This window comes from Arcticibacter tournemirensis (assembly GCF_006716645.1).
GTDB classification, from domain to species: Bacteria; Bacteroidota; Bacteroidia; order Sphingobacteriales; family Sphingobacteriaceae; genus Arcticibacter; species Arcticibacter tournemirensis.
Genome location: NZ_VFPL01000001.1, coordinates 3,750,256 through 3,777,028 on the forward strand (window position 1 = coordinate 3,750,256; position 26,773 = coordinate 3,777,028).

At 42.8% G+C, this 26,773-nt stretch carries 22 protein-coding genes; all 22 read right to left on the bottom strand.

What is annotated here, in order from left to right; genetic code table 11:
• Window positions 1-2 precede the first annotated feature (2 nt).
• The 22 genes from BDE36_RS15795 to BDE36_RS15900 all read right to left on the bottom strand — a co-directional run bounded on the left by BDE36_RS15795 (window position 3) and on the right by BDE36_RS15900 (window position 26,726).
• Window positions 3-980 (bottom strand): DDE-type integrase/transposase/recombinase, encoded by a 978-nt coding sequence (locus tag BDE36_RS15795; RefSeq protein WP_211360926.1) that lies wholly within the window; start codon window positions 978-980, stop codon window positions 3-5.
• The gene (locus BDE36_RS15800) at window positions 977-1,291 is read right to left on the bottom strand and encodes a transposase (RefSeq protein ID WP_141815524.1); all 315 of its coding nucleotides are present in this window, start codon (window positions 1,289-1,291) and stop codon (window positions 977-979) included. The genes BDE36_RS15795 and BDE36_RS15800 overlap by 4 nt, the downstream gene beginning before the upstream one ends.
• Before the next feature lie 59 nt (window positions 1,292-1,350).
• Window positions 1,351-1,983 carry a lanthionine synthetase LanC family protein gene (locus BDE36_RS15805; RefSeq protein WP_141815640.1) on the bottom strand — a complete coding sequence of 211 codons (633 nt, stop codon included), beginning with the start codon at window positions 1,981-1,983 and terminating at the stop codon, window positions 1,351-1,353.
• Window positions 1,964-3,829 carry a glycosyltransferase family 2 protein gene (locus BDE36_RS15810; RefSeq protein ID WP_141815641.1) on the bottom strand — a complete coding sequence of 622 codons (1,866 nt, stop codon included), beginning with the start codon at window positions 3,827-3,829 and terminating at the stop codon, window positions 1,964-1,966. The genes BDE36_RS15805 and BDE36_RS15810 overlap by 20 nt, the downstream gene beginning before the upstream one ends.
• Before the next feature lie 174 nt (window positions 3,830-4,003).
• Window positions 4,004-4,522, bottom strand: a complete 519-nt coding sequence (locus BDE36_RS15815) for a hypothetical protein (RefSeq protein ID WP_141815642.1) — start codon at window positions 4,520-4,522, stop codon at window positions 4,004-4,006.
• 199 nt (window positions 4,523-4,721) lie between these two features.
• The gene (locus tag BDE36_RS15820; protein WP_141815643.1) at window positions 4,722-5,645 is read right to left on the bottom strand and encodes a glycoside hydrolase family protein; all 924 of its coding nucleotides are present in this window, start codon (window positions 5,643-5,645) and stop codon (window positions 4,722-4,724) included.
• On the bottom strand, window positions 5,599-7,485 hold the full coding sequence (locus BDE36_RS15825; protein WP_141815644.1) for a glycosyltransferase family 2 protein: 1,887 nt from the start codon (window positions 7,483-7,485) through the stop codon (window positions 5,599-5,601). The genes BDE36_RS15820 and BDE36_RS15825 overlap by 47 nt, the downstream gene beginning before the upstream one ends.
• A gap of 643 nt (window positions 7,486-8,128) precedes the next feature.
• The gene (locus BDE36_RS15830; protein WP_141815645.1) at window positions 8,129-9,109 is read right to left on the bottom strand and encodes a hypothetical protein; all 981 of its coding nucleotides are present in this window, start codon (window positions 9,107-9,109) and stop codon (window positions 8,129-8,131) included.
• A gap of 611 nt (window positions 9,110-9,720) precedes the next feature.
• Window positions 9,721-11,619 (bottom strand): amidophosphoribosyltransferase, encoded by a 1,899-nt coding sequence (locus tag BDE36_RS15835; protein WP_128771470.1) that lies wholly within the window; start codon window positions 11,617-11,619, stop codon window positions 9,721-9,723.
• Window positions 11,620-12,188: 569 nt separating this feature from the next.
• A complete protein-coding gene (locus BDE36_RS15840; RefSeq protein ID WP_141815646.1) occupies window positions 12,189-13,685 on the bottom strand; it encodes an NADH-quinone oxidoreductase subunit N in 1,497 nt (498 codons plus the stop codon).
• A gap of 1 nt (window position 13,686) precedes the next feature.
• The gene (locus BDE36_RS15845) at window positions 13,687-15,288 is read right to left on the bottom strand and encodes a complex I subunit 4 family protein (RefSeq protein ID WP_141815647.1); all 1,602 of its coding nucleotides are present in this window, start codon (window positions 15,286-15,288) and stop codon (window positions 13,687-13,689) included.
• On the bottom strand, window positions 15,285-17,342 hold the full coding sequence (nuoL, locus tag BDE36_RS15850; protein ID WP_141815648.1) for an NADH-quinone oxidoreductase subunit L: 2,058 nt from the start codon (window positions 17,340-17,342) through the stop codon (window positions 15,285-15,287). Before nuoL ends, BDE36_RS15845 begins: the two co-directional genes overlap by 4 nt.
• 2 nt (window positions 17,343-17,344) lie before the next feature.
• A complete protein-coding gene (gene nuoK, locus BDE36_RS15855; RefSeq protein ID WP_128771466.1) occupies window positions 17,345-17,650 on the bottom strand; it encodes an NADH-quinone oxidoreductase subunit NuoK in 306 nt (101 codons plus the stop codon).
• Window positions 17,647-18,183 carry an NADH-quinone oxidoreductase subunit J family protein gene (locus tag BDE36_RS15860; protein WP_141815649.1) on the bottom strand — a complete coding sequence of 179 codons (537 nt, stop codon included), beginning with the start codon at window positions 18,181-18,183 and terminating at the stop codon, window positions 17,647-17,649. Before BDE36_RS15860 ends, nuoK begins: the two co-directional genes overlap by 4 nt.
• A gap of 4 nt (window positions 18,184-18,187) precedes the next feature.
• Window positions 18,188-18,796, bottom strand: coding sequence for a NuoI/complex I 23 kDa subunit family protein (locus BDE36_RS15865; protein ID WP_141815650.1), 609 nt, complete (start codon window positions 18,794-18,796; stop codon window positions 18,188-18,190).
• A gap of 153 nt (window positions 18,797-18,949) precedes the next feature.
• A complete protein-coding gene (gene nuoH / locus BDE36_RS15870) occupies window positions 18,950-20,041 on the bottom strand; it encodes an NADH-quinone oxidoreductase subunit NuoH (RefSeq protein ID WP_141815651.1) in 1,092 nt (363 codons plus the stop codon).
• A gap of 129 nt (window positions 20,042-20,170) precedes the next feature.
• A complete protein-coding gene (locus BDE36_RS15875) occupies window positions 20,171-20,731 on the bottom strand; it encodes an OmpH/Skp family outer membrane protein (protein WP_141815652.1) in 561 nt (186 codons plus the stop codon).
• A gap of 41 nt (window positions 20,732-20,772) precedes the next feature.
• Window positions 20,773-21,303, bottom strand: a complete 531-nt coding sequence (locus BDE36_RS15880; RefSeq protein ID WP_128771461.1) for an OmpH/Skp family outer membrane protein — start codon at window positions 21,301-21,303, stop codon at window positions 20,773-20,775.
• A 97-nt stretch (window positions 21,304-21,400) separates the two neighbouring features.
• A complete protein-coding gene (gene bamA / locus BDE36_RS15885) occupies window positions 21,401-23,962 on the bottom strand; it encodes an outer membrane protein assembly factor BamA (RefSeq protein ID WP_141815653.1) in 2,562 nt (853 codons plus the stop codon).
• A gap of 63 nt (window positions 23,963-24,025) precedes the next feature.
• Entirely contained in the window at window positions 24,026-24,763 is a 738-nt protein-coding gene (locus BDE36_RS15890) for an isoprenyl transferase (protein ID WP_141815654.1), read from the bottom strand.
• A 105-nt stretch (window positions 24,764-24,868) separates the two neighbouring features.
• On the bottom strand, window positions 24,869-25,693 hold the full coding sequence (gene porG, locus BDE36_RS15895) for a type IX secretion system protein PorG (protein ID WP_141815655.1): 825 nt from the start codon (window positions 25,691-25,693) through the stop codon (window positions 24,869-24,871).
• 151 nt (window positions 25,694-25,844) lie between these two features.
• Complete coding sequence (locus BDE36_RS15900; protein ID WP_128771457.1) at window positions 25,845-26,726, bottom strand: NAD kinase; 882 nt, start codon at window positions 26,724-26,726, stop codon at window positions 25,845-25,847.
• Window positions 26,727-26,773 lie beyond the last annotated feature (47 nt).

Consider the following 26,773-nt stretch of genomic DNA (forward strand, 5'->3'; position numbering starts at 1 on the left):
CCTTATAAGTTGGACAATAATAATGAATTAGTTGTGTAATATTTGTTTATATCTGGGGATAATTCGGAGGCCATTTTATTGATATCTTGTAGTTCCGTTCTTTCTGCCCTTTTCTTTTCGGTTATATGAATATTCTGTTCCCACTTCTGTAACGGGGTCATACCAATGTTTCGGTGATTTCTTCTGTTATCGTACCAGGAGCGGTGCGCTGCAAGTGTGTGCTTTGCGTGATAAAAGCTGTCGAACTCAAACCGGTCTACCACTTCCCGCTGAACAATGCTGTGGAAAGCCTCGATATAAGAGTTTTCTTCTGGTGTAGCAATGTGAGTAAACTCCTGATTAGCTTCGGCAGCTCTTAAGTATTGCTTCACGCTGTTAGCGATAAACTGGGATCCATTATCATTTCTGATAGTAACTCCTTTGATACCGTATTGCTGCCTGATTCTTCTGAAAGCGTTAATTACATCCAACTGCCGGATGCTTTTCTGAAAGATCTGATCAACCGTTTTTCGGGAAAATACATCCAGAATGGTTAACAGGTAATAATTTCGTTTATCGGCATGCACATAGATGTATTTAATATCCAAGCAAAGATATTCCATTGGATAAGAGGCCTGAATCTTACGGTGCTGAACGAACTTGCGTTTTCCGCTTGTCCGGATCACTTTGCCTAATAAGAGGTTCTGTTCATCCATTAACCGGTAGACCTTTTTCTCATTGATATAATATTCCTGTTTACGCAACTCCTGGGTGACATTTTCATAACCGTAACAACAGAATTCCTGCGATAAAATGTCTTTTATTTCTTCAACTACTACCTGGTTTTCCACCCTGGAGCCATCTAGTTTAAAAGTATGGGTACTGGGCTTTGCACCCCGCTTACCGTTTCTGTTTTTATAATAATACACACTGCCAGGCATACCCATCCAGGATAAAAGCGTGCTGGAAGGAACCATATGATTGAACTGAGAGACGATCATCTTCTTGTCTTGGTTTGAATGGGAGTTTTTTTTAAAAGCTCAGATTTTACTTCTATCTCCAGGGCCTGTCTGGCAATGATCCGTTTTAACCGCTCATTCTCCTCTTCCAGAGCTCTTACCTCCGGATCCACCCGGTGATAGGCTGGCTTCAAACCTTCCATGCCTTTACTCTGATACTTCTTCTTCCATCTGGCATACAGTGAGGGTGCTAAATTATACTTACGGCAAGTGGATGTGATTCCCTCTCGTTCGCCTTCTTGAATGATAGAAAGCCTGTCTTCAGGGGTGAACGCCCTTCTTTCTCTTTTCATGATTCCCTAATTTAATCGTTCTAAATTGTTTTTAAAATTTAGTCCAGTCTTTTAGGGGGCTAGTACATCACTATCTTAGACATTATCAATTCAATAATTAAATTTGATCGTTTGTAATAGTGCTGATTCCCATTCAGCCTTATCAGAAAATACAATACGGAATTTGTATATGCCAAAGTTCTGTTATTGAAGACAAAGTTGGAATTGTATACTTCTTCGCAAATAGTTAATGCCACGTCTACTCCTTGCCTTCCGGCCTCCTCCATTTCCGATTCGTTATTATTATAAATGTTTCTTTCAAGAAGATATAACCCATACGAGAATAGAGGGAAATCCTCCGCAAAATCGTTTATATTTCTTCTTTCATACCCTGAATGGATTTTTTTATCCAGCTGGATAAATATGTCGTCAGGATCAGCATCTATAAATTTATCTTTAACGAGACGATTTATAGCAAAAGGAAGCCCGGCTAAACCGTTAGAAAATGAAAAGTTTGTATTTGACTTTATATCTTCAAATAACTTGTCCATCAGGCTATCTGCCAAATCCTGATATGACTTGCAGTTCACTATCCTGGAAGAATAATACAGGAACATAATAATGCCCATTTTACCACTTGTTAAACCAATATTTGATACATAATTTTCAGTCATTACGAAAATATTAGATAGCTTAATGATCCTTTTTTTCATTTTTATCTTTTTTAAAGCTGATTACTTTTCTGAAAAACGATATTAGATCCTCTGTATAATGGTCAAAAGAGAAAAGATATCTTGATTTTATTGCATTTTCTGTTAAACAGCCGATTTTGCTTTTATTAGATAATTGACTTACTAAGTCTCCCATGTCATTAAAAAAGAACCCAAAATCCAGGCTTCTGACTTTTGTTTGAACAGCTATTGTATGCTGTGCATTGTTTTTCAATATAACAGGCAAACCGGCCGAAGCATATGTACTAATACGCGCCGGGATATTTAAATCATCCCAGGACACCAACAGTAACTCTCCATTATTATCACTGGACAAAAAGTGCAGCCAGCCTGCATCATATCTGGAGAATTCTTTTGTCCAATCCTGAGCAGAACAATGTGGATGAATATGAAAATGATTTGGGGCAACCCTCGCCATTTCGTTGTTAAATCCTTCTCTACAGTTATGATAGTTCTCTGTGTATAAATGAACGTGAACATTATTGTCGGCTAGTACTTTCATGTCTGCCGGACTTATACCTATCATACGTCCAACTATAACAGTATGGACGTGTCCATCTATTATTGAAAGCTTTTCCGAAAAGTCATCTTTGAAATAGTCGCTTTTTGGCAAATCTCCATCCATAATATAATCCAGACCCATTTGAGGGGTAAATTGCTGATACCACTTTTTAGCAGTTTCATTCAAATAGATTTTACCATCTGAATATGTATATAGATATATTAATTTGTCCCATTGGCCAAAATTCAGGCAGATTGACGGCCCCTCTTTAAAGTGCCAAACAAATGGTATATCAGGGTTAGCTTTTAATACATCATAAGCGAGATCAACTGCGACAAAATTTAAAAGCGCATATATAACATCAGGCTTAATCTCATTTATACTCTCTTGCCAGTTGTCGCATGGCAAATCAGTTACGTTACCAAAAGGCAGATGACCGACTGTATTGAAAGTATAACCAGGTTTTGATATCCATAAGCCATATAATTTATGTCCTGCCTGTTCTAAAGCATAAATACGTTCAGAATTATAAGCAAGCTCTCCCACAATGAGTATTTTTAAACAGCCAGGTTTAACCTGGTTTTTATCTCTGAAATTTTTATATAACTGATTTTCATCAATTTCTTTATACTTTGACATTCTCATATTTATTGGCTTTTTCACTTTATAAAAAGCCCGGTACTGATTAAGTCCCCCACCAAATCTCTCACCGGCAATTTTGTGCCTTTGGTTAGGATGATCAGTCCAGAAGCATGATACCTCGTGAGTTGCCACAATGCTGCCACTCGTCAATAGTTTCCTCCAATACATGTCGAGTAAATTATGAGAAACCCACTCACCACGCTCGACCCATCGTTCTTTATTCCTTTTGTGAGCTACCTGTACAAGCTGTAATGTATGTCCTGGTTTTAACACCACAGACTCCTTATCCGGAGCGTTAACCATTGTGTCGCCCGTTTGAGTTCTGATACCGCTGAAGGCTAAAAATGTCTCCGGATACTTTTCAAATACGCTCATGAGTGATTCTAAATGGTTTTTATAATAAAAATCATCAGATGGCAGGTAAGCGATATATCCATACTCCGCAAGCTCCAACCCTTGGTTGATGGCCCGTCCGAGTCCTTTATTGCTACCGTTTTTTATATACCGTATCCTAGGATCTATTAAGAAATCAGCTATAAAAAATTCGGTTTCATCAGTGCAGCCATCATTTATAATGATAAGTTCCCAGTTTTGATATGTTTGTCGCTGCAAACTTAATATTGCCCTCCTTATAAAAGACGCTTGATTATAAGTAGGCATAATAACGGAAAAGCCTTTTTTCATTTAGAAGCTTATGGTATTAGGTAATTAAACACGTAATGTTATGAGTATTTATTTAGTATGTTATTAAATAACTAGCTAGCTATCGGCAAACGGGATTATTAAAATGAAAACTTAATCAGAAAGAAGGTACCCCTATAGCTTCTTTCTGATAGGAATAAGAAAAAATCACTGTAGCTAAAAGCCGTATTTCATACCAGTGCTGATGGTTCCACTAGAAGCATTATAATCTACATAAATCGTGAAGGATCCACTGTGATAACCTATACCTCCCCCGGCGCCATCGCTACCAGTATATATATATCCAGAAACCCCACTAGTACTATTATAGCCTCCAGTAGCACCCCAACTATTGCTTCCATAGCCCACAATACCATAAGGACCAGGGTTACCAGTATTATAGCTTGCAGTTGCACCCGCTTCGTAACCCGTGCGAGTTGATGCTAACCATGTGCCGTAAGTATATGGATCGACAGTTAGAGTCAAAGTAGCAGTGGTTCCATACCAACTACTACTGATTGAGCCCCCTATTTGAGGAAAACTATTATTGTAGGTGTTCCAGGGCTCGGTAGTCGAAGAATAGCCACCTGTCGGTGGATCATCAGGACCGCCTCCTACTCCACCAACAAATTGAGCAGCTTCTGATGGTGATAGCTGCTCGAAATCATCAAATAAAATTCTTCTTAATTTTTTCATGATTTTAATTTTTAATTTACTTGTTTTTAATTTTATGGATTCCGCAGAACCCAAGTGCATTTTATTATTAAATTAAACCGGCGAACGGTTCAATTTCAGGGGCATACTTTAAGTATTCAAAGAGCTTTTTTTAAATCGGGACTCAGTGTACATTAAATATATTGCAATAGAGACCTCCAAATCCAACATTCTGCTCATCTCAAAGATTTGACAGATTGGTAGCAAATATTGCATTGCCAAGTCCGGCCAAGCCTTTACTAAAGAGAAAATCCCTTTTTTCTAAACTCATTTGTTTTTGTTTTACGAAGTTCGATACAAGAGTTAACGAAATCGGTTTCATTGTGTTAACTCCAATGTACAGACCTTCCAAATACGATAATTTTATTATCTCCTCTATATCAAAATCCTTTACACCGTCTTTCGAATTGAAAGAAACAATATCTTTCCACTTTTTCCTTTGCAGTGGAGTAAGCTTCGACAGCAAACGACCAAAAATATAGAGGTCTACCTTGTCGTATAATTTATCTTCAAATGTTTTTTTCAGAACCGCCGGAAGTAGCTTCTTTGTTTGAGCAGCCTTCTCTTGATAGTTTTCCAAGCTGTCTATTTGTATTAAAAAAAATAAAACTGAATTGATATGATACAGTGAAGTTTGTCCTTTATATTCAGATATTCCCCTATTGCAAAAATCTAAAAGTTGATTTATGTATTTTTCGAAGTCGCTATTGGATTTATTATCCTCTAATCTCTGTAGTAAATATATCCCTTGCCCTAACATCGAAGTAATTGGATTACAACTCCATTGAGAGAAGATCCTTTTATCTACATCCAACAATATATCATTGGGATCACCTTCTACATATTTATTCTTAATCAGATAATTTATCCCCCATCCTACGCCGGTAATTCCGTTCTCAAAGTCAGGTGAAATATGCTTTATAGAGTCCAATACCTTATCTAGGAGATCATCCGCAAATTCACTATAGTATTTGCAGTTCGCATATCGACCATATTGATATAAATATAAGATTATTGCCATCTTGCCGTTAAGCAGCCCGGCATCTTCGATATGATAACTATATAGCAAAAGTGTATTTGCTATTTTCCTCAGCTCTTTTTTCATTAGTCTTGTTTATTACTTCCCTAAAAAATTGTATAATAAAAGGAACATGGTAATCAAAAGTAAATTTCAATCTTTGCTCGCGAACGCTCTGTTCAATCTCTTCTAATTTTTTCCTGTCTTTTAGCTGGCTTACTAGGTCCTTGATGTCTTTGTAGAATACACCCATGTTATACTTCTCTACATAGCTTCGCATAGCAACAATATGATCCGGGTTGCTTTTTTGAATCATAGGGATCCCCGCTGCAGCTAACGTATTTATTCGGGCTGGAAGATTCAAATCCGACCACCCGGCCCTATATAAAGAACCACAATTAAGGCTATTAAATGAATGCAGTAATCCGGCATCGTATTTAGAGAACTCTTTAACCCACCCTAGTTGCGAACAATGTGGGTGCACATGAAAATGATTAGGAGCGGCCTCTCTGTACTGTAACAATATCGCCTCTTCAGATATGTGATTTTCGTTATATACATGTACATGAATATTAGTCTTTGCTAAAAGGTGTACATCCGCGGGGCTAATTCCAATTAATCTGCCTATATTAACAATGTGTAATGCTCCATCTTTCTTAGATAACTTTTTTGAAAATTCGCTGTTGAAACAATTCCCTTTTGGCAAATCTCCATCTAAGACGAGTGCAGGGCGAGGTACAGCCTGCGATGGGATGAACATCTCAAACCATTCCTTAATCTCATCATTAAGGTAAATTCTACCATCAGCGTATGTATAGAGGTCTATTAACTTACTCCATAGTCCTGATTTCATTGCTTCATGAGGTCCTTCCTTGAAATGCCACACAAAAGGAATACCTGTATCGGACTTCATCACCTCATAGGCAATATCAATAGCACCGGTACTCAACTGAGCATAAACTACGTCAGGATTTATATCCTGAAGTCTCTCCCTCCAGTTTTCATACGGAATATCTTCAACATTGCCAAAAGGCAGGGGACCAACAGTTGAAAAGCAAAAAGCGGGATTAGCCCACAAACCATATAGCTTATGGCCAGCCTCTTCAAAAGCATATATCCGTTCAGGATTATAAGCCAGTTCTCCGACTAAAAGTATCTTTAAAGAATTGATAGATAAATTCTTCTTTTCTTTAAATGGTTTATATATCAGGTTTTCATCAATCGTCTTGTAGTTAGTAGCCCGCATTTTAATAGGAGTCTGCACTTTATAATACCGGCGGTACCGATTTAACCCTCCTCCAAATCTTTCACTGGTAATTCTGTGTCGTTGATTAGGATGATTAGTCCATTCACAAGTTATCTTTTTAGTAGGGACAAACACCCCTTTGTCTGTTAATTTTCTCCAAAAAGTAAAAAACAAATCATCCGACACATATTCTTGTCGCTCGATCCATCTATCTTCAGTTCTCTTATGCGCTGTTTGCACAAGAAGCAGGTTATAGTTCGGTCTTAAACCTTCAGTTTGTTTGTATAGCAAAAGACCCTTGTTTTCAGATTCATCATATCTTACTCCGCTAAATGCGAGAACAATTTCTTCTGATCCATCTAACTTTTCTCTAAGAGATTCCAAATGGTCTTTATCATAAAAATCGTCGGATGGCAGATAAGCAATATATTCGTATTCTGCAATCTCAAACCCCTGATTAATGGCGCACCCGAGTCCTTCATTGCGATCGTTCTTAATATACTTGATCTTCGAATCTGTTAAGAAATCGGCTATAAAGAACTCGGTTTCATCGGTACAACCATCATTTATAATGATAAGTTCCCAATTTGTATATGTTTGCCCTTGCAAACTTGATATTGCCCTCCTTATAAAAGACGCTTGATTATAAGTAGGCATAATTACTGAAAAACCTTTTTTCATTTAGAAAGAATATGGTATAAGGTAATTTGAATAGCATTTAGCATGTTATTGAATAATGAATTATTTGGGGTAAACGGGTAAAGTCGATGTAATAAATATGCATTACAACGTCCACCGTCCGAGCTCGCAATGAGGTTAAAACTGATATTATTGAACGCCGGGCTGGTGAGAAAGCATAGTCATTACAAATGGTTCATCTGAACACCAAATTCCACGAATAAATCAGATGACTTCGAGCGATGATAGTCGCTCAAAATCACAGAACAAGACTCTTTTTAGTGATATTTTGATTCTTTTTAGGGCTTTAAGTGGTAAATTTAATTAGTTAATTGGTGATTATATTTATAGTACATAAGGCCTGAATACTGACGTAAATTTAAGAGCAAACACAAAACTCATTTCATCAATTCATCTCAAAGATTCAACTATTTGTCTCAGATATTTAATAGCATTATACCATCTTCTGCTAAGTCTTCTAAAAAAGAGCACTATATTGTTCATCCTATAAAGTTCGTTACTCAAATTCATAGCCGATCTATTCACATAATTTCAAGCCCCATTCCTCTATTATGCTTTGTGAATCTTCTCATCTTGTATGTTTTGGAAACTTTACTTCAAAGGAGAGCAACAACAGAGTCTTCTTTTAAAACCGGATCTTCCCTTCGGGCAAAGCCGGAGGACCAGATGGCGGAGATTCCTGAAGGATCTGCTGTCGGAGTTTTTCTACCTTCTCATAAAGGGCCGCATCTTTCTTTACCTCGGCCTTCTGCACCTTTTCCCGGATACGCTGGATCAAAGAAAGAGTTGCCTCTCCGCGGTAGGCGTTCAGCGGCTTCTTCTCATAGGGGTCTCCTGTATACGTGAACTCCGGTTTCTGAACCTCTTCCTCCCCCTGTGGTACCTGCACCGCATAGAGGATCTCCGCAGGGCTCCAGTCCTTTGTGTTCAGTGTCTGGTCCGAAAAGGTCTTGTTCATCGACATGATCAGCGACACCGTCACCAGTACAATGCTGCCTGCCGGCAGTTCCTTCTCTACCTTCCATACCTGCCCGGGCATCGTTGCCCCGTAATCTACCCAGACATCCCGGCTGGCAAGGTGTTCGTAGTATCCTGCACGGAAATGAAAGGCCGTGGCCGTTAAGCGCAGTGTAATGCCACTGTAGCGGTTCATCGGACAGCGGATGTCGTGGTCGCTGTTAAAGGACGGTACCCGTACCTCCGGCCTGCCGTCTGCTCCTACCTTTACTTCCGGCCGTACCTGAAGTGCTTGCTGCAAGGACGAGTTCTTATTGAACTGGAACCCTGCCAGGTAGTTCAGGTCGCCGTCGTGAAGGTCACGCTCTCCCCTGCCCTTTGTCTGGCTTCCGCGGATGCATTTAAGTATCCTGGAGGTGAAGCGGTTCACCATCCCTTTATCCGGCGAATAAAAAACAGGCCAGAGCGCCTCACGCATTATCCGTGCTGTATTGCTCGCCAGGCCGAACTCAATGCCGCTTTCGCGCGTTGCCTGTGTCTGCTTGAACCGTCGTGGCCTGCTCTGCACAACGTTAATCTCTCCGATGGTGCGGTACACCAGCGGGCCGGCTTTACCATGCACCCGCCCTTGTTTGTCTATTGTTGCCATTCTTTTTTGTCTTTACTTTTTGCTTTCAGCTTTCAGCGGTCAGCCATCAGTATGACAAGATTTTATGGCCGGGAGCTGAAAGGGTTTACTTAAGTAAAGTTTGCAAGAATATTTCAAATTAGAAGTTGATATATATCAACTTTTTCATTTTGTTGTGCCACTCGTATTGATGCTTGTTTTTGTAACTTTGTAAAGAAGTTGCAGGTTTATGATCCGGGTTAAGTACGAACTTAAAACCCTAAATGGCGAATAAAGGTTCGCCTTCAACCAAAGAAACGGGATCAGGAAGACTTCGCAACTCCTGTTTCCAGTCGTCCCTCTTTACTTCCTGTATCTTACTGAGCTGCCCTGCGTCATGGCCGTCCCTTCTCTGAGCCTTCTTATCTGTGAAAGTCTACAGAACCTTTATTTAACCCATAGAAAGTCCACATAAAAACCTTTAGACGTGGACTCTCTATGCTCGCACTATGGGTACACAAAAGACTCATGGAGAACATGGTACAGCGAGGGGCAGGAGCAGGTACAGTTTAGTCTCTGCTGGGCCGGACGATCAGGAGTATTAGCTAAATCAAGTCCCAAACGACCTGCAACTCACAACACACAACCCAAACCTACACATATGCCCTCTGATTCTTTCCCTCTACCCAGTTCATAAAGGCTCTGTTGACCACTTTATTTCCACCTGGAGTAGGATAATTACCGGAGAAGTACCAGTCACCAAGGTGAGCGGGACAGGCCAGGTGAAGATTATCAAGCGTCTGATAAATAACTTTTACTTCGGCCCTGATATCCTTCGGAGAAATTATTTGTGCTACTTTATCCGCTATTTCCTCATCCGTAAACGGAGCATAAATGGCTTTGATATAATTATCTATCTCTTCCTTATTCATAGAAAGCGATGCCTGACATTTCTCATAGGTTTCCCAGATGATATGTTCTCTGTTCGTTTCCTTCAGAAGCGATATAGCCGCTTCAAAAGCCACGAACTCGCCCATCCTTGACATATCTATACCGTAGCAATCGGGATAGCGGATTTGGGGAGCAGAGGATACGATGACGATTTTCTTAGGGTTAAGCCGGTCAAGGATCTTCAGGATACTCTGCCGCAAGGTCGTTCCTCGCACTATCGAATCGTCAATTACTACCAGGTTATCCTGCCCTGCATTAACAACGCCATAGGTAGTGTCATAAATATGCGACACCATATCCTGTCTGTCGGCATCCTGTGTGATGAATGTCCGCAGCTTCGCGTCTTTTATAGCAATCTTTTCAACCCGCGGCGCCATACTCAGCATTTCTTCGAGTTCGGCATCGGAGATCTTATCTGCCCTGTTTAAAAGAGTGTCCTTCTGTAACCGCTTAATATATTTATGAAGGCCTTCCACCATTCCGTAAAACGCTACTTCGGCGGTATTCGGAATAAACGAGAACACGGTGTTTTTCAGATCATGATTCACTGATTCGAGGATCTGAGGACAAAGTAGCCTGCCGAGGTGTTTCCTTTCCCGGTATATGGCGGCGTCACTTCCACGGGAGAAATAGATCCGTTCGAATGAGCACGACTTCTGTTCCTCAGGCTCTCTGAACTGCTCCTCCGAAATCTCACCATTCTTTTTAATGATCAACGCATGTCCTGGTTTTATCTCTTTTACAGCACTAAAAGGAACATTAAATGCGGTTTGTATAGCAGGCCTTTCGGACGTTACTACGGCAATTTCATCATCGTAATAATAATACGCCGGTCTGATACCTGAAGGATCACGCATCACAAAAGCATCACCATGGCCGAAGATACCTTCTATAGTGTATCCGCCGTCCCAGGTTTTTGCTGATCGTCTTAGTATTTTCGCTACATCGATTTTATCAGCAATGAGATGACTGATCTCAGCGTTGCTGAATCCTTCGGCCTTAAAGTTATCGAAGAGGTTCTGGTTTTCGGCATCCAGGAAGTGCCCGATCTTTTCGAGTACCGTTACCGTATCTGCCTTTTCTTTCGGATGCTGACCCAGCTCAAACAACTGTTCAAGAAGCTCGTCGACATTAGTCATGTTGAAGTTGCCGGCGATCACCAGGTTTCTGCTCATCCAGTTGTTCTGTCGCAGAAAGGGATGACAGTTCTCAATGCTGTTTTTTCCATGGGTGCCGTACCGTAGATGTCCCATAAGCACCTCTCCTGTAAAACTCACATTCTCCTTCAGCCATTTGGTATCTTCAAATTCGGGAAAGTGCTGAACATCGGCAAACTTTCGCTGTACGTATTCAAAAATCTCGGAAACAGCGGTAGAGCCCATTGCACGATAACGGCTGATATACCGGTTACCTGGACTTACATCCAGTTTAATTGTTGCTATACCCGCACCATCCTGACCACGGTTATGTTGTTTTTCCATCAACAGGTACAGTTTGTTTAAGCCGTAAAGGGCTGTACCATATTTCTGCTGATAAAAAGAGAGGGGTTTTAATAGACGAATGAGAGCGATACCGCACTCATGTTTTATGGATTCACTCATGGATTATCACTAAGCACGCAAAATTAGAACTTTTTATGCATAGTCTGAAATCTGATGTCGGAATTATTGGGTTAAGAGTTCAAAGTTGAAGGTTGTGAGTTGCAGGTTGTGAGTTGCAGGTTGAAGGTGAAAGTTGATGGTTAAAGTTAAGAGTTGAAAGTTGAAAGTTAAAGCTGAAAGGCTAAAGACAAAGGTGAAAGGTTAAAGTGCAAAGTTGAAAGTTGAAAGTTGAAAGTTGAAAAGCTAAAGCTCAAGGGTAAAGATTGAAGGCCCAAAGGCTAAAGACAAAGGTGAAAGGTTAAAGTGCAAAGTTGAAAGTTGAAAAGCTAAAGCTCAAGGGTAAAGATTGAAGGTCCAAAGTCGACCGTTAAAAGCCGAAGCCGAAAAAGATTTAAGAGGGTAAGACAAGATACGTTTACTTTCAGCTCACTGTTCAACTTACAATACGCAGCTCAATAGACAACCTTCAACTCACAACCTACAACCTTCAACTCACCACACACAACTCGCAACCTTCAACTCACCACACACAGCCGACAACTCACAACACGCAACCTACAACCTGCAACCTAAATAAGCAATCCTGGGAACACGCCCCATAGCAAAATAAGGAAGGTCAGGACAATAATAATATAAGTCAGGATATCACGCCGGGCTGTAATAACAGGAGTTGTTTCCGACTGACGGAGGAATGCGTTTAAGGGTACCTTGAAGTAATAAAACAACGAAACTACTGTGGTGATGGCACCGGTGACGAGAAGGGCGAGCATCCACATGGAGTGACCGGCGGAGTAACTTTCGAAGACGGCTGAGAACACAAGAAACTTCGCAATAAAACCCGCGAGCGGAGGAAGGCCGGTAAGCGACATTAAAACCACTACAAAGCAAACCATCTCTATCTTCAGGAAACGTCCCAGTCCCCTATAATCTTTAATACTAACGGCGCCGGACTGATCTTCGATTTTCCCGGCCAGCATAAAGGCCGACATGTTCATCAGCCCGTATATGAGCAGGTAAAACATCATCGCCTTTAATCCGCTACCTGTGCTTACTACCACAGCCATCAGAATGAACCCGGTATGTCCGATCGAAGAATAAGCGAGCATCCTCTTTATGTTGTCCTGCCAGATGGCTACGAAATTGCCGACCACCATAGAAAGGATAGCGACAGCAGATAAAACACCCTCGAAATCGAAAACAGATATGGAGCCCATGCCTTGTTGGGGACTGAACCCTCCTAAAAAGCGGATGAGAATGGCAAAGCCTGCGATTTTCGGACCGGTAGAAAGAAAAGCGGTAACCGGAACCGGCGCACCTTCATACACGTCGGGGCTCCAGAAATGAAATGGAACGAACGATAGCTTAAAACCAATTCCAACCAGTACCAAGCCTACAGCTATAACGACAACCGACCGTGGCATCTCTCCCAGTCCAAGCAAAAACTCCGGATCTGTAATAGTCAATGTGCCCGTAAACCCGTACAAAAGCGACATACCGTAAAGCATTATCGCCGAGCATGCAGAGCCAAAGAGCACATACTTCATCGCCGCCTCGGTTTGCTTATCATCGCCCGATACATAACCCGCCATCAGATAAGAGGATATAGAGATCATCTCGATAGAGAGATAGATCAGCAGCAGACTGGAAGCCATCGACATCAGATTGAGGCCAAGAAGAACAGCGGGCAGTAAAATATACAGGTCACCTGAGCCTTTTTTATGTTGTTTAACCCGGGGATTGCAGCGGATGAAAATTGCAAAAAGAACGATTACGGCATAAAAGATCTGTTTGAATATCGAGCTCATGGCATCGGAAACAAGGGTATTTCCGAAAAGAAGTGCGGGTCCCTTAACAGACGGCACTTTAAAAGCCACAAACAACACCGAAGCAGTGATGCCGGTTAAGCATAGCCAAAATGCCAGTGACGAGCGTCGGCCGGGGAAAAACAGATCGGCCAGCAGAACAACGATAAAGGTGGCGACCAGAATTATCTCAGGTATGAGATAAGCCATGCCCGAAAGAACATCCTTTATAAATACCGGCAGCGTTGGCAATAATTCGTTCATCCTATTTCTGGTTTACAAGACGAATTAATTCGAGTACTGAAAAATTCATTTTATCAAAAGCCAGCGAAGGCATTATGCCCAGCACCAGCGCAAATAAAGCAAGAGTTGACAAGGCCAGAACCTCCCGGCCGTTTACGTCGGTTAAAGCGCTCTTCCATGCCTCCCCTCCCATTAGGCGGGTTTCACCGAAGAACATTCGCTGTAGTGTCCAGAGCAGATAACTGGCGCTCAGCAGTATCCCTACCGATCCGCAAACAGCCATCCAGCGGGGTAACAGTCCATTGATGCTCTCTGATGTAAAAGCGCCTATCAGGCTAAATGCTTCGGCGATGAATGCAGAGAATCCGGGCAGTCCCAAAGAAGCGAAGAAGGCAATCATGATAAATACCGTATACTTCGGCATGATCAGCGCCAGTCCCCTGAAATTAGGAATTTGCCGGTCGTGCACTCTGTCGTAAAGCACCCCCACCAGGAAGAACAGCATGGAGGATAAAAACCCGTGGCTGATCATCTGCATCATTGCTCCGGAAATACCTTCGGCAGTAACGGAGGCGATACCCAGCAAAACGAAGCCCATGTGCGATACGGAAGAATAAGCAATCAGCCTCTTTAAATCTGTTTGAGCCAGCGCATTCAGTCCCCCGTAAATAATGGAGACCACTCCTATCAGGCCCAGCCACCATGCACTTTGAAGGGCAGCGTCGGGGAATATGCTCATACAAACCCTCAGAATACCGTATCCCCCTATTTTCAATAGAATACCTGCAAGGATAATAGATACGGGAGTAGGCGCTTCTACGTGGGCATCCGGAAGCCAGGTATGTAAAGGCACTATGGGCACTTTAATGGCAAAGGCAATAAACAATACAATAAAACCAAGCAGCCTGGCAGAGATGCCAAACAGTTCTTGCTTCGCTAAGGCCGAAAAGATTGATCCCTGGGTATAATTCGCCGGATCCATCATCGCCAGCATGTTAAAGGTATGGTTGCCGGTTTGCGGATCGGTTACCGAAAAGTACAGGCCAATGATAACCAGCAGCATAAACACCGAGCCGAACAGCGTATACAGGAAAAATTTGATCGCAGCGTATTCCCGTCTTACGCCTCCCCACATTCCGATTAGGAAGTACAGAGGCAGCAGCATGAGCTCATAGAAAATATAAAACAGGAAGAAGTCAAGCGATGCGAATACACCCATCACAGCGGTATCCAGCAGCAGGAACAAAGCGAAATACCCCTTCAGGTTGGTTTTAATACCCCATGAGGCCAGTACAGCCACCAGCATCACAATGGATGTAAGCACAAGAAAGGGCATTGACAGTCCGTCGATACCTAAGAAATAGTCTATCTGGAGCTTGCCGAGCGTTCCAAGGCTGATATTGATCCATGGAAGGCGTTCAACCAGCTGGAACTTGTTCTGACTGGCAATACCTGTAAACGTTCCTGCATTAAAGTTTAAATATATATAAGCGCTTAAAATCACCTGAATAGCAATAACCCCCAACGCAACATATTTGTACCGGCTCTGCCATGCTGAAGGCATCAGAATGATGAGCAGTCCGGCAACTAAAGGAAGGAATATCAATGTAGAAAGCAAACTCATATCGCTCCGCTGTAATATTTAAAAATAAAAAACCCTAATAAAATCAGAAGCATGGTAACAAAATAGTGCTGCAGCCGTCCCGTTTGGAAATGACGGAAAAACCTGCCGGTCTGGCCCGTTAAGTAAGCCGCGCCGTTAACTATCCCGTCAATAATATTCCGGTCGGTCCAACGGGAAAGATACGACAAAACTACTCCCGCTCTGCCCACTAAATTAACCACACCATCAACTACCACCTTGTCAAAAAAATAAATACCTCTGGAAATTAACACAATGCCATCTACGATCACACTATCATAAACCTTATCGAAGAACCATTGATTCCCGGCAAAACGAAAGAGTGCCGTGTTCGAAAAAGCCGGCATTTTCTTTTGTCGTCCGTACCATTGGTAGGCCAGATAGATCAGCAGCACAGCCATAATATTCACGGCGGCAGGAACAATGGTATGAAAAGCATTGACGCGTGTCATCGTATCGGCTACAGGAAGTCCCTTCAACAGCCATGCATCCTCAAAAAGAAGCGGATGGGATGAAAACACGGGGAAAAGGCACAAAACAGCCAAAACAACAAGTACATTTTTCATCGCTGCCGGGGCTTCATGCACAGAGAACTTCATCGCAAACTGCTTCTCAATACGGAGTTCGCCAAAAAACACCTTAAAAATAAGCCGCGAAATATAGAAGGCTGTAAACCAAGAAGTTATTAATGCCGAATAAGGAATCAACTTCGAAAGGCCATTTCTGCCCTCAGCCCATTCAAAAGACTGGATAAGGATAGCATCTTTTGAAAGATAGCCCGAAGTAAGAGGAAGTCCGGCAAGCGCCAGAGAAGCAACAAGCATACAAACAAAGGTCACCGGCATTCTTTTTCTGAGGCCGCCCATCAAACGAATGTCCTGCGTATCAAACTGAAGGTTGTTTTTATCACGAAGGTGCGCCATCTCGTGAATCACAGCACCTGCTGCCAAAAACAGTAAACACTTAAAGAAGGCATGGGTAACCAGGTGAAATATAGCGGACGACTGCGCACCTACTCCCATAGCCAGCATCATAAATCCAAGCTGAGAAATAGTGGAGAATGCCAGGATGCGTTTAATATCGTTCTGTACCAATGCAATGCTCGCCGACATAAAAGCTGTAAAGGCACCAATAACAGCGATCACTGTAAGCACATCGGCGCTGAACAGTGGATTGATACGGGCGAGCAGGAACACGCCGGCCGCCACCATCGTTGCTGCGTGAATGAGGGAAGATACAGATGTAGGGCCTTCCATCGCGTCAGGCAGCCAGGTATGAAGCGGAAACTGAGCTGATTTAGCAACGGCGCCGAGGAAGAAGGCGAGCCCTGCAACGTTAAGCCACACATCAGGCATGCTGCTTGTGCCATTTATCCAAAAGCCATTTTCGACAACAGCGCTCACAACAAGACCATTGTCGCCAAAAAGGCTGGTAATATCGAGCGTATTAAACTGATTCAGGACGATCATGATCCCGGTGAGGAATCCCAGGTCGCCTAGCCGGTTCATGATGAAAGCTTTGCGGTTAGCCAGTACAGCGGTATGGCGTGTAAACCAGAATCCAATAAGAAGATAAGATGAAAAACCAACCAGTTCCCATGCCATGTACATCAGCAGAAGGTTATCTGCTATCACCAGCAGAAGCATGGAAAAACAAAAAAGTCCCAGATAAGCCCAATAACGGTACAAATAAGGGTCGCCCTGCATATACTTCGTAGAGTAAACATGCACCAGCAGGGCGATGCCCGATACAAGTACCATCATCAATACCGACAGGTTATTCAGCAGAACACCTGCCTGGAAGGTACGGCCAGCTATCGTGAACCATTCGAACTGCTCGTGAACCGGTTGCCGGTTCCATACCACACTGAAAAGAAAGATAGAAATGATCAAACTCGCGGCAATACTGGCAATAGCAATATATCCGCCGCGGCTTGCCTTTCCGGGAATAAAAAGAATTGTAAAAAATGTAAGCAGGGGCAGTAAGACAGCCACCAAAGCCAGTATACTTATATTTTCCTGTGTCAGTGTATCCAATGCTAATCTCTCAACTGGTCAATACGGGTTGGGTCAATCGTTTTATAGTACTTGTAAACATTTAAAATGATAGCAAGCGCCACGGCAACAGCAGCGGCGGCAAGCACTATAGCAAAAAGGGCAAATGTTTGTCCTCCGGCTGCAAATTTATCATACCTGCTGAAGGCAACAAAATTAAGTATGGCCGCATTCAGCATAAATTCAATTCCTATGAGTATCATGATCGCGTTCCGCTTTGATAATACTCCGTACAGCCCTATACAAAATAAAGCCGCACTGATCAACATAAAGTGTGAAAGAGGGATCATATTTTACGTTCCTTTCTGGCTAAATGTGCTGCGCCCACAAGCGCAACCATGAGCAGTACTGAAACCACTTCAAAAGGTACAAGGTAGCGGGTCATCATGTTGATACCGATATAATGGATTGTGTTATCAGTTGGTTGAAGCGTGTTTTCGCGAGCCTGCTTTACCCACTCTATCTGGTCGGGATTCGCCTGATATACCATTACCGCTAAAACTACAAAAAAGATGAGGGCAACAGCTATCCCCGGCAGCTGGTGAAGTCCGATAATTCCCCGTTTCCCGGGCAAAGGAATATTCAATATTTCGCGGCTGGATAAAAGAAACGTAAAGATCATCAATACCAGCACTCCGCCAACATAAACCACAACCTGAGTAACAGCTATAAAATCGGCCAGAGCAAATATGAACAGTCCCGCCATAGAGAAAAGTGTTACAAAAAATAAAAATATCGAACGGACAGGGTTTCTCATCGCCACTACCATCAGCGCTGATAAAAGCACTATCCCGACAAATACGTAAAATACCAATTGTTCCATCCTGTTATGCTTCTCCTTTGTTAGGGTTATCTTTTGGTGCTGCTTTCGTGGCTGCTTCCTTAGCAGCCTGCTTCTCTGCCTGCTGTTTTGCCAGCTCCTGCCTCTTCTCCTCTGCCTCCGCGGGGGTCATGTCCGAGAACTTATATGTAAGATCAGCTATATTTGTTACACTCTTGTCGTATTGATCGGTCATCGTGATACACTCCGTGGGGCAAACCACCGTACAGAGGCCACAATAAAGGCATTTAGCCATATCGATATCAAATTTCGCAGGATACAGCCGCTTGGTTGTGCCGTCTGAAGTCTGACCGATCGGCCCGGTAGCTTTAATACTTTCGATTTCAATACAATCGACAGGACAGATCTTGGCGCAGAGGTCGCATACAATGCAATCATCAATTTCTACATGAAGCTGATACCGCCCTACTTCCGGAACCGGCAGCTTCTCCTTAGGAAACTGCACTGTAACAAGGCCTTTCTGCTGTTCGAAATAGTTATCCGACTTAATATCAATACTTTTACGCCGCTTACCTATAGCAAAAAGATGCCTCAGCGTAAGGGAAAGCCCCTTCCACGAAGTCTTTAATGCGTTTATGGTTTTTTTTATAATCAAATTTCTAAGCTATTAGCTGTTGGCAGTTGGCTATTGACCTCCTGCAAATTTCTTATTATTGATATTGTCTCTATGTCCTGCATCAATCTTTTTAGTCCTTAACCTAATGCCAAAAGCTAATTGCCAATAGCTAACTGCCGCAGCGCCAGCTGCCTACATCACCATCAAGCGCCACACACCTGAGATCAGCATACATAGAAATGCCAGCGGTGTTAATACCTTCCAGCAAAGATTCATCAGCTGATCAATGCGTAAACGCGGCAGCGTCCAGCGGATCCACATTTGCGCCCCCACAACAAGTAACACTTTCAGCAGCGTCCAGATGATCCCCCAGGCAAGGCCTGTGGTCCAGTCGGCCAGCTTAAGTGCACCGATATTCGGCAAAGGCGAGTTCCATCCGCCCAGGAAGAGAATTACCCCAACCATGCCAACAAGGAACATCATCGAATACTCTGCCAGAAAGATGAATGCAAAGCGTAAACCGGTATACTCGGTGTGAAAACCTGCCACCAACTCTGATTCAGCCTCCGGAATATCAAAAGGCGCCCGGTTACATTCAGCAAGTGAGGCTATGAAATAAATAATGTAAGCAATGATCAGATGGGGCGCCTGAAAAACATGCCAGGCCAGAAAACCGCCCGTCTTGCTTACATCCCCAAATCCTAAGAACTTAATAGTCTCCGTCGCCGTTACTCCCTGCCTCACTGCAATAACCTGAAGGTCGAGCGACTGGGCAATCATCACCACCGACACCAGTGCAATTCCGGCAGGTATCTCATATGAAACCACCTGCGCTACTGACCGCAGCCCCCCAAGCAATGAATATTTATTATTTGAACCCCAGCCGGCCATCAGGATGCCAATGGATTCTACAGAAATGATAGCAAAAACATAAAACACCCCGATATTGAGAGATGCGGGAACTGCACCCGGAGCCCAGGGAAGTGCAGCAAAACCCATATATACTGAAAGGAAAATGATCACCGGTGCCGCCGCGAACAATATCTTGTCCGCTGCTCCAGGCACGATAAATTCCTTCTGCAGCATTTTCAGTATATCGGCAATAGTTTGAAGGCTCCCATATTTACCGGTCTCCATAGGACCAAGGCGATCCTGAATAAAAGCAGCTACTTTTCTCTCGGCATACACACCGAAAAGAGCAAAGGCTGCAGTAAACGAGAAAAGCAAGACTGCAATAAGTATATATATTATATAGAGATTCAATGTAACAGTAGTATCCTGCAAACTTATAAAATAGAGCCGAAAAACACTGCATTTTATAATTTATGAAAGTAGAATGATAAAACACCCAACAAAAAGGGTGAAGCTTTCTGGCTTCACCCTTTAAAAATATTCTTTTAAATTGTTATTCTTTTACTTTTTAGGAGTAGCTGCTGTAGTTGCAGATATACCTAATTTAGTTTTCACAAGGGCTAAGATATCTTCACCGCCGTCAACATAAACCAACGACTGCTGTGAAGAATCGAAAACATAAGCAAATCCTTTTTCCTTTGCTACTGTCTTGATTGCGGTTTCAGCTTTCTGCATAATAGGACTGTATACTTCCTGTTGTTTCTGAGCAATTTCTTGTCTCGCCTTGTCGTTGGTTTCCTGCATTCTCTGCTCCATATCCCTTATTTCTTTCGCCATAGTTTCCAGCTCTTTAGCCACTGTTTCGCGGTTAGCCTGGCTTAAAGTAGCCTCCTTCTCATTATAGGCCTGTACTTTCTTCTGGTGTTCCGCGCCCATTTGCTGAAGCTCTGTTTGTTTTTGCTTCTGAAATGTCTGCATTTGTGTATCTGCTGCTTTTATTTCCGGCATTGATTGCAGAAGCTCCGCTGAATTGATATGTGCAAATTTCTGCTGAGCGTTCACTGTATTTCCTGCTAAAAATAATCCTACCGCTACTACTGCTACTTTAACTAGTTTTTTCATTCTGATACTAAAATTTATTATGATGGGTTTTTATACGTGTTTTACTGTGCTACGGTTCCCGGTTTATATCCGAGGCGTGTAATAACTTCATTACTTTTATCTAAACGCGAACTTGCGTACAGAAGGATCACCTGACTGTTTTTATCGAGGATCATATCCAGCTGATTGCTTTCAGCAACGGCTTCTACGGCCCTTGCTACACGTTCCTGGATAGGTTTAATCAGTTTGATGCGTTGCTGATAAAGCTCTCCCTCAAATCCAAACTTCTGGCGCTGAAACTCCTTGGCAGCTTTTTCCTTCTCCACTATCTCCTCTTCCCGGCGTTTACGCATATCAGGAGTAAGCATTACCTGATCGGCCTGGTACGCTTTAAACAGCTTTTCTACTTCGGCCAGCCGGTCGTCAACCTGTTTCTGCCACTGTTGCGAAAGCGCATCCAGCTGCTTCTGGGCAGAATTATACTCGGGAATATGTTTCAGTATATATTCGCTATCTACATAAGCAAAACGCTGAGCAAATGCTGAAAGGCCCGAAACACAAACAAACGCAATAATTAACAGCAATTTTTTCATTATTCTATCTTTCTTAATCAAACGGAAGTATTGTCAACAAAGTATCTTCTCTACAACAACCTGACTATTCCGATACACAAACTTATATAAAATACAATTAAAATCCACCACCAAGTTGTTGTGCAATACTGAACTGGAATCTTCCGCCTGATTTCCTCAGCATGTTGTCTGTAGTGTCGTATACTTTGTCGAATCCGTACCCCCAGTCGATACCCAGTAAACCAAATATAGGAAGGAAGATCCTCGCTCCCACACCTGCCGAGCGGCGTACATTAAACGGATTGAAGTCTTTAAAATGGTTCCAGGTATTACCACCTTCCACGAAAGTAAGCATGAACACTGTTGCCTGCTGACTGTTCATCAGAGGGTATCTCATTTCAACAATGTATTTATTAAAGATAGGACTACCCGAATACCGAGCTATGTTCGCCTCATAACCCAGAGGAGTTACGTTATTATTTTCATAACCTCTCATCGATATAACTTCAGATCCCTGAAGATAATCAAATCCCTGCAATCCATCGCCGCCAAGCTTAAAGCGTTCGAATGCCGACTGCCCTACAGCATTGTTGTACTGTCCGAGGAAGCCAAACTGCGCCTGCGTTTTCAGAACCAGCTTACCAACAATCCGCTGATACCACTGTGCTTCAAACTTCCATTTATGATACTCCGTGAACCTGTATTTGTCCTGATCAACCGCTGTCTTGTAATTAATATTGTTAAACAACGAATATGGAGGCGTCAGCTGTACAGTCAATCTGATATGCGAACCCGAAGTAGGATAAATTGGCGCATCGATAGAATTACGGCTCAACTCTTCCGTGAGGTTAAAGTTATACGAGGTACCTGTCGAAAACAGGAATCCAGGATAATTCTTCAGTTTATACTGCTGAAGGTTAATAGAGTGATTCAGATTAAAATAGTCATCAGGCCACTTCAAACGCTTACCTAAGCTGAAGGTAACACCATTTAAGCGGATACGGTATTTTTGCTCATCGGTATAGTTGTAATACCTGGCATAGTCATCATTTGAACTTAAAGAAGTAAAGGCACTGATACCAAAATAGATCGGCTTCTTACCACCTAACCAGGGCTCGGAGAAAGAGAAGCTGTACGACTGGTACGACTTACCATTTGTTTGTCCCCTGATGCTCAGTTTCTGACCATCGCCTTTCGGAAGCGGCTTCCATTCCTTCAGATTAAACAGGTTTCTGGCCGAGAAGTTATTGAAGGTTAAACCCAGCGTACCGATGATACGGCCACCGCCGAAACCTCCCGATAATTCAATCTGATCTGAAGGCTTTTCTGCCACCACATATTCAATATCTACCGTTCCGTCGGCAGGGTTCGGAGTTGGATGAACATCCGTTTTTTGTTCGTCAAAGTTACCCAGCTGGGCAATTTCACGGGTAGTACGTACAACCAGCTCCTTTGAGAACTTCTGACCTGGTTTTGTGCGGATCTCACGCATTACCACTTTATCGTTGGTAATGTCGTTGCCCTTAACAGTTACTTTATTGATCGTATATTGAGGGCCTTCGTAAATACGAAGCTCGAGGTCTATGGTATCACCGTATATTTTGGTCTGTACCGGATCAACGTTGAAAGTAAGATAACCATTGTTCAGGTATAACGACGAAATATCCTCGCCATTAGGGTTGCCTCTAAGCCGCTTTTCCAGTTTCTCCTCACTAAACACGTCGCCTTTCTCTATAGCCAGCATTTCTGCAAGGGCTTTAGTTGTATACACCGCATTACCTGCCCATGTTACATTTCCAAAATAGTATTTCGGCCCTTCGTAAACGTGAATGTTAATATCCACCCTTCCGGTAGGCTTTTTAATTACAGTATCGCTTACAATCTCTGCATCACGGTAACCTTTTTCCTGCATCTTGGCAATCATGGTACGCTTGTCTTCTTCATACTTATCCTGAAGGAACTTACCCGATCTGAAAATATTGAAAGTCGACTTTTCTTTAGTTTTCTTAAGGAACTTACGTAAATGCTTATCCTTAAAATCTTTATTTCCCTCAAAGGATATATCGTCTATCTTGGTCTTCGTCTTCTTATCAACGTCAACTATCAGAACAACGTTATTCGCCTCGGTAGTATCTTTCTTTTGTTCATATTTTACCTCTGTAAACAAGAACCCTTTTTCGTTGAAGAACTTTTTGATAATCGCCGTGGTAGTACTCTTCAGGGCCTCATTAACGATTTTACCTGTTCGGTCCTTTAACTTCTCCTTAATATCATTAGTCTCCCCTTTCTTCATCCCTTTGAACTCCATACGCGTAAGCCGCGGGCGTTCAACAACAGCTATGTCAAAAAAGATAGTATCCCCTTTTACAGTACCGCTCAGTTTAACATCATCAAACAAGCCCTGCTGCCATAAAAATTTCACAGCATTTGCTGTAGCATCTCCCGGAACGGTAATACGCTCGCCGGTAATAAGCTTGGATATCTGTATTAAAATATCTTTTTCCAGATATTGGGCACCTGATACAGTGGTTCCCCCAACAATGTATTCTTTAGGATTAAGATAACTTAGTTCATCTCCCGACTGAGAACGTAACTGGAGGCCTGATTGCCGCCTGCCTATCTGAGCCATTACGGAAGTAGCAGCACAAAGAAAAAATATTATTATAAGAAATCTGTTCATTTAGTTTTTTGACGTTGCTAAAATAACGCAATCAGTTGTTAAATTTTGTTAAAAGGTATTTTTTTAAACCTGTTCGCTGGTTAACCCGAAGCGACGCTCCCTTTTCTGGTAATCTATTATTGCAGCGTAAAGGTCTTCCCTTCTGAAATCAGGCCACAGCTTCTGCGTAAAATACAACTCTGCATACGCAAGCTGCCATAATAAATAATTGCTGATCCTGTACTCGCCGCTGGTCCGGATCATCAATGAGGGATCGGGAATCCCTGCTGTCGTAAGTCGCCCTGCAAATAATTCTTCATTAATATCTTCTGGTTTTATGTTGCCCTGCACTGCCTGTTCTGCGAGCTGCCGGGCCGCTTCAACGATTTCCCACCGGGCGCTATAGCTCAAAGCAAGCGTTAATGTACATTTTGTATTCGATGATGTCTTATCTATAGCCTGCTGAAGCTGTTTTACACACCTGGAAGGCAGCTGTTTCAAATCCCCGATAGCATTTAAACGAACTCCGTTCTCCATTAGTGTCTTTGTCTCCTTGTTGATAGTAGAAACGAGCAGTTCCATCAACGCAGTCACCTCAATCCAGGGCCGATTCCAGTTTTCTGTTGAAAATGTATATAAGGTGATATACGAAATGCCAGCCTCCACGGCACCTTCAACCACGTCCCTGACAGATAAAACACCACTCTGGTGACCGAAAAAGCGCATCTTGCCTTTTTCTTTTGCCCATCGTCCGTTGCCATCCATAATAATAGCTATATGTTCAGGCAATCTGCTTTTATCAATTTGTTCCAGTAAACTCATCAGTAAAATTAAAAGCCCAAACGGGCATTTGGGTGTCAAAGGTATAAAAAAATTGATAGCGGTCAATCAAACCCGATCGATTAACCACCGTATCCGGGTGTGCCCCTACTGAACTGGGGGGCATTTACTACCAAGAAAAGTATATGTGAGCGTAAAACCGGTAAAAAAGTAGGTATCCCTGGGCCTGAAATCTCCGCGTTGTGTACGGGGATCATTAGCAGGAAATCCTTTTTCGGGCGAGCGGTCAGAAAGAGCTATCCGCAGCCCGTCCCGCGGGTTCGAAGGATCGAGGCGGGAAAGATCGTAATACCGGCCGCTAACATCGTCCAGATAATCCGTTGATGTAGTGCGGTAACCAAGTTCAGCGCTCAGCGTCCAGTTCCTTAAAATATTATATTTAAATCCGGCTCCGTAGGGCACAGACAAAGCATATTTCCGGTAAGGACTGGCGGGAGCCTGATTTTCAGTCCGAAGCGTGTTTAATTCGTACGTCTCGCCCATATATTTCGCCTTCGGATTGAACAAAACAATTCCCGCTCCTGCAAACAGGTATGGCGAATAGCGTTTTCTGCTTAACGATGGGATATAATTAAAGAAATTAAACTCAATTTGCAGCCCGGCTTCTGTAAGAGGCGAGAAAAAACTTAAATTCCTCCTTCTCTGCTGCTCATTATCCGACACAGAATCGGCAGCGCTGATCTTACCATGAAGGATACTAAGTTTCAGCGACCAGTAGCCGTCAAAATTCCTTTTCGCTATTATTCCGTAAGCCATATTGTTCACAGAATAAGGTTTAACCGGATTTAAATCGCCCATATAGCCGGCGGCGCCACCAAAAGCCCCTATTTCCCAGCTTTGGGCCAGCGCTGCATGAAAGCTGCAGGCCGTCAGAAAAACCAGTAAAAGGATTTTGATACTCTTTAAATTCATGAATCAAGCCCTAAGCCCTATGTTGCGCCGCTGATGATACCTGTTAAGCGGTTAAAATGTTACAGCAGTTTACAAAACTACTAAATTGTTTAAAAAGCGCTCTTTGCTTGTTACAGTGGCGAGTCATTTTTGTATTGTTGTTGTGATTCTGCTAATAATTCCTTGTGTCGATGCCCCAGAGCATCTTATTCCTTAAAGTCGACAGATAGCTTTCGTTATTAAGCCTCACCAGGTTGATCTGAAAGTCGGCCTTGCGGACGCTGAACTTCAGAGAGCAGTCTATTATTTTTGTTCGCGAGTCGAGCGACAGCAGATACTTGGAGCTTCTGCCTTCCAGTTCAAACGAGAGCGTGTACGCATCGGAGATCACCACAGGTCGTACATTCAGATTATGAGGAGAGATGGGAGTAATCACAAAATTCTCGGACTGAGGGAAAATGATCGGACCTCCGCAGCTGAGGGAATAGGCTGTAGAGCCGGTGGGCGTTGCCACAATTAGGCCGTCGGCCCAGTATGAATTGAGGAACTCCCCATTGAGGTAAGCGTGGATGATCATCATGGCCGAATTATCGCGGCGATGGACCGTTAGATCGTTCAGCGCGAAGTTCTCGTCGCCAAAGATCTCATTATCTGTATCTACCCGCAATAAATCACGACTATCTATGGTGTATTCGCGTTTCACCAGGCTCTCAATAGCAGGCAGGATATCTCCTTTATTAATACTGGCGAGAAAACCGAGACGCCCGAAATTGATACCGATAACAGGGATGCCCGAATCTCTTATCAATGTCACCGTATCAAGCATCGTTCCGTCGCCACCGAGACTGATCATTACGTCGACAAGTCCTTTGATTTCGTGGTGATCTTTAAATACCCATAATTTACGGGGGAAATAAATCCGGCCTGATATAAACTTATTGAACTTTTCGTAGATATAAAGCTCAATATCGAACTTCCTAAGGCAATCAAAGACCTCCTGAACAAAAGGTAATGTAGTATTACTAAACTCCCTGCCGTAAATTGCAATCTTCATTTTATTTCATCTTTTTGGCATAACCGATGGAAGGGCAGTCGCATCTC

What these genes read in the sequence shown, in the direction of transcription:
- BDE36_RS15815 (WP_141815642.1), bottom strand. Translation starts at nt 4,522, where the DNA reads ATGAAAAAATTAAGAAGAATTTTATTTGATGATTTCGAGCAGCTATCA.
- BDE36_RS15860 (WP_141815649.1), bottom strand. Translation starts at nt 18,183, where the DNA reads ATGGAACAATTGGTATTTTACGTATTTGTCGGGATAGTGCTTTTATCA.
- BDE36_RS15875 (WP_141815652.1), bottom strand. Translation starts at nt 20,731, where the DNA reads ATGAAAAAACTAGTTAAAGTAGCAGTAGTAGCGGTAGGATTATTTTTA.
- BDE36_RS15810 (WP_141815641.1), bottom strand. Translation starts at nt 3,829, where the DNA reads ATGAAAAAAGGCTTTTCCGTTATTATGCCTACTTATAATCAAGCGTCT.
- porG (WP_141815655.1), bottom strand. Translation starts at nt 25,693, where the DNA reads ATGAATTTAAAGAGTATCAAAATCCTTTTACTGGTTTTTCTGACGGCC.
- bamA (WP_141815653.1), bottom strand. Translation starts at nt 23,962, where the DNA reads ATGAACAGATTTCTTATAATAATATTTTTTCTTTGTGCTGCTACTTCC.
- nuoK (WP_128771466.1), bottom strand. Translation starts at nt 17,650, where the DNA reads ATGATCCCTCTTTCACACTTTATGTTGATCAGTGCGGCTTTATTTTGT.
- BDE36_RS15835 (WP_128771470.1), bottom strand. Translation starts at nt 11,619, where the DNA reads ATGAGTGAATCCATAAAACATGAGTGCGGTATCGCTCTCATTCGTCTA.
- BDE36_RS15845 (WP_141815647.1), bottom strand. Translation starts at nt 15,288, where the DNA reads ATGAGTTTGCTTTCTACATTGATATTCCTTCCTTTAGTTGCCGGACTG.
- BDE36_RS15800 (WP_141815524.1), bottom strand. Translation starts at nt 1,291, where the DNA reads ATGAAAAGAGAAAGAAGGGCGTTCACCCCTGAAGACAGGCTTTCTATC.
- BDE36_RS15825 (WP_141815644.1), bottom strand. Translation starts at nt 7,485, where the DNA reads ATGAAAAAAGGTTTTTCAGTAATTATGCCTACTTATAATCAAGCGTCT.
- BDE36_RS15890 (WP_141815654.1), bottom strand. Translation starts at nt 24,763, where the DNA reads ATGAGTTTACTGGAACAAATTGATAAAAGCAGATTGCCTGAACATATA.
- BDE36_RS15880 (WP_128771461.1), bottom strand. Translation starts at nt 21,303, where the DNA reads ATGAAAAAATTGCTGTTAATTATTGCGTTTGTTTGTGTTTCGGGCCTT.
- BDE36_RS15805 (WP_141815640.1), bottom strand. Translation starts at nt 1,983, where the DNA reads ATGAAAAAAAGGATCATTAAGCTATCTAATATTTTCGTAATGACTGAA.
- BDE36_RS15830 (WP_141815645.1), bottom strand. Translation starts at nt 9,109, where the DNA reads ATGGCAACAATAGACAAACAAGGGCGGGTGCATGGTAAAGCCGGCCCG.
- BDE36_RS15795 (WP_211360926.1), bottom strand. Translation starts at nt 980, where the DNA reads ATGATCGTCTCTCAGTTCAATCATATGGTTCCTTCCAGCACGCTTTTA.
- BDE36_RS15900 (WP_128771457.1), bottom strand. Translation starts at nt 26,726, where the DNA reads ATGAAGATTGCAATTTACGGCAGGGAGTTTAGTAATACTACATTACCT.
- BDE36_RS15820 (WP_141815643.1), bottom strand. Translation starts at nt 5,645, where the DNA reads ATGAAAAAAGAGCTGAGGAAAATAGCAAATACACTTTTGCTATATAGT.
- BDE36_RS15840 (WP_141815646.1), bottom strand. Translation starts at nt 13,685, where the DNA reads ATGAACGAATTATTGCCAACGCTGCCGGTATTTATAAAGGATGTTCTT.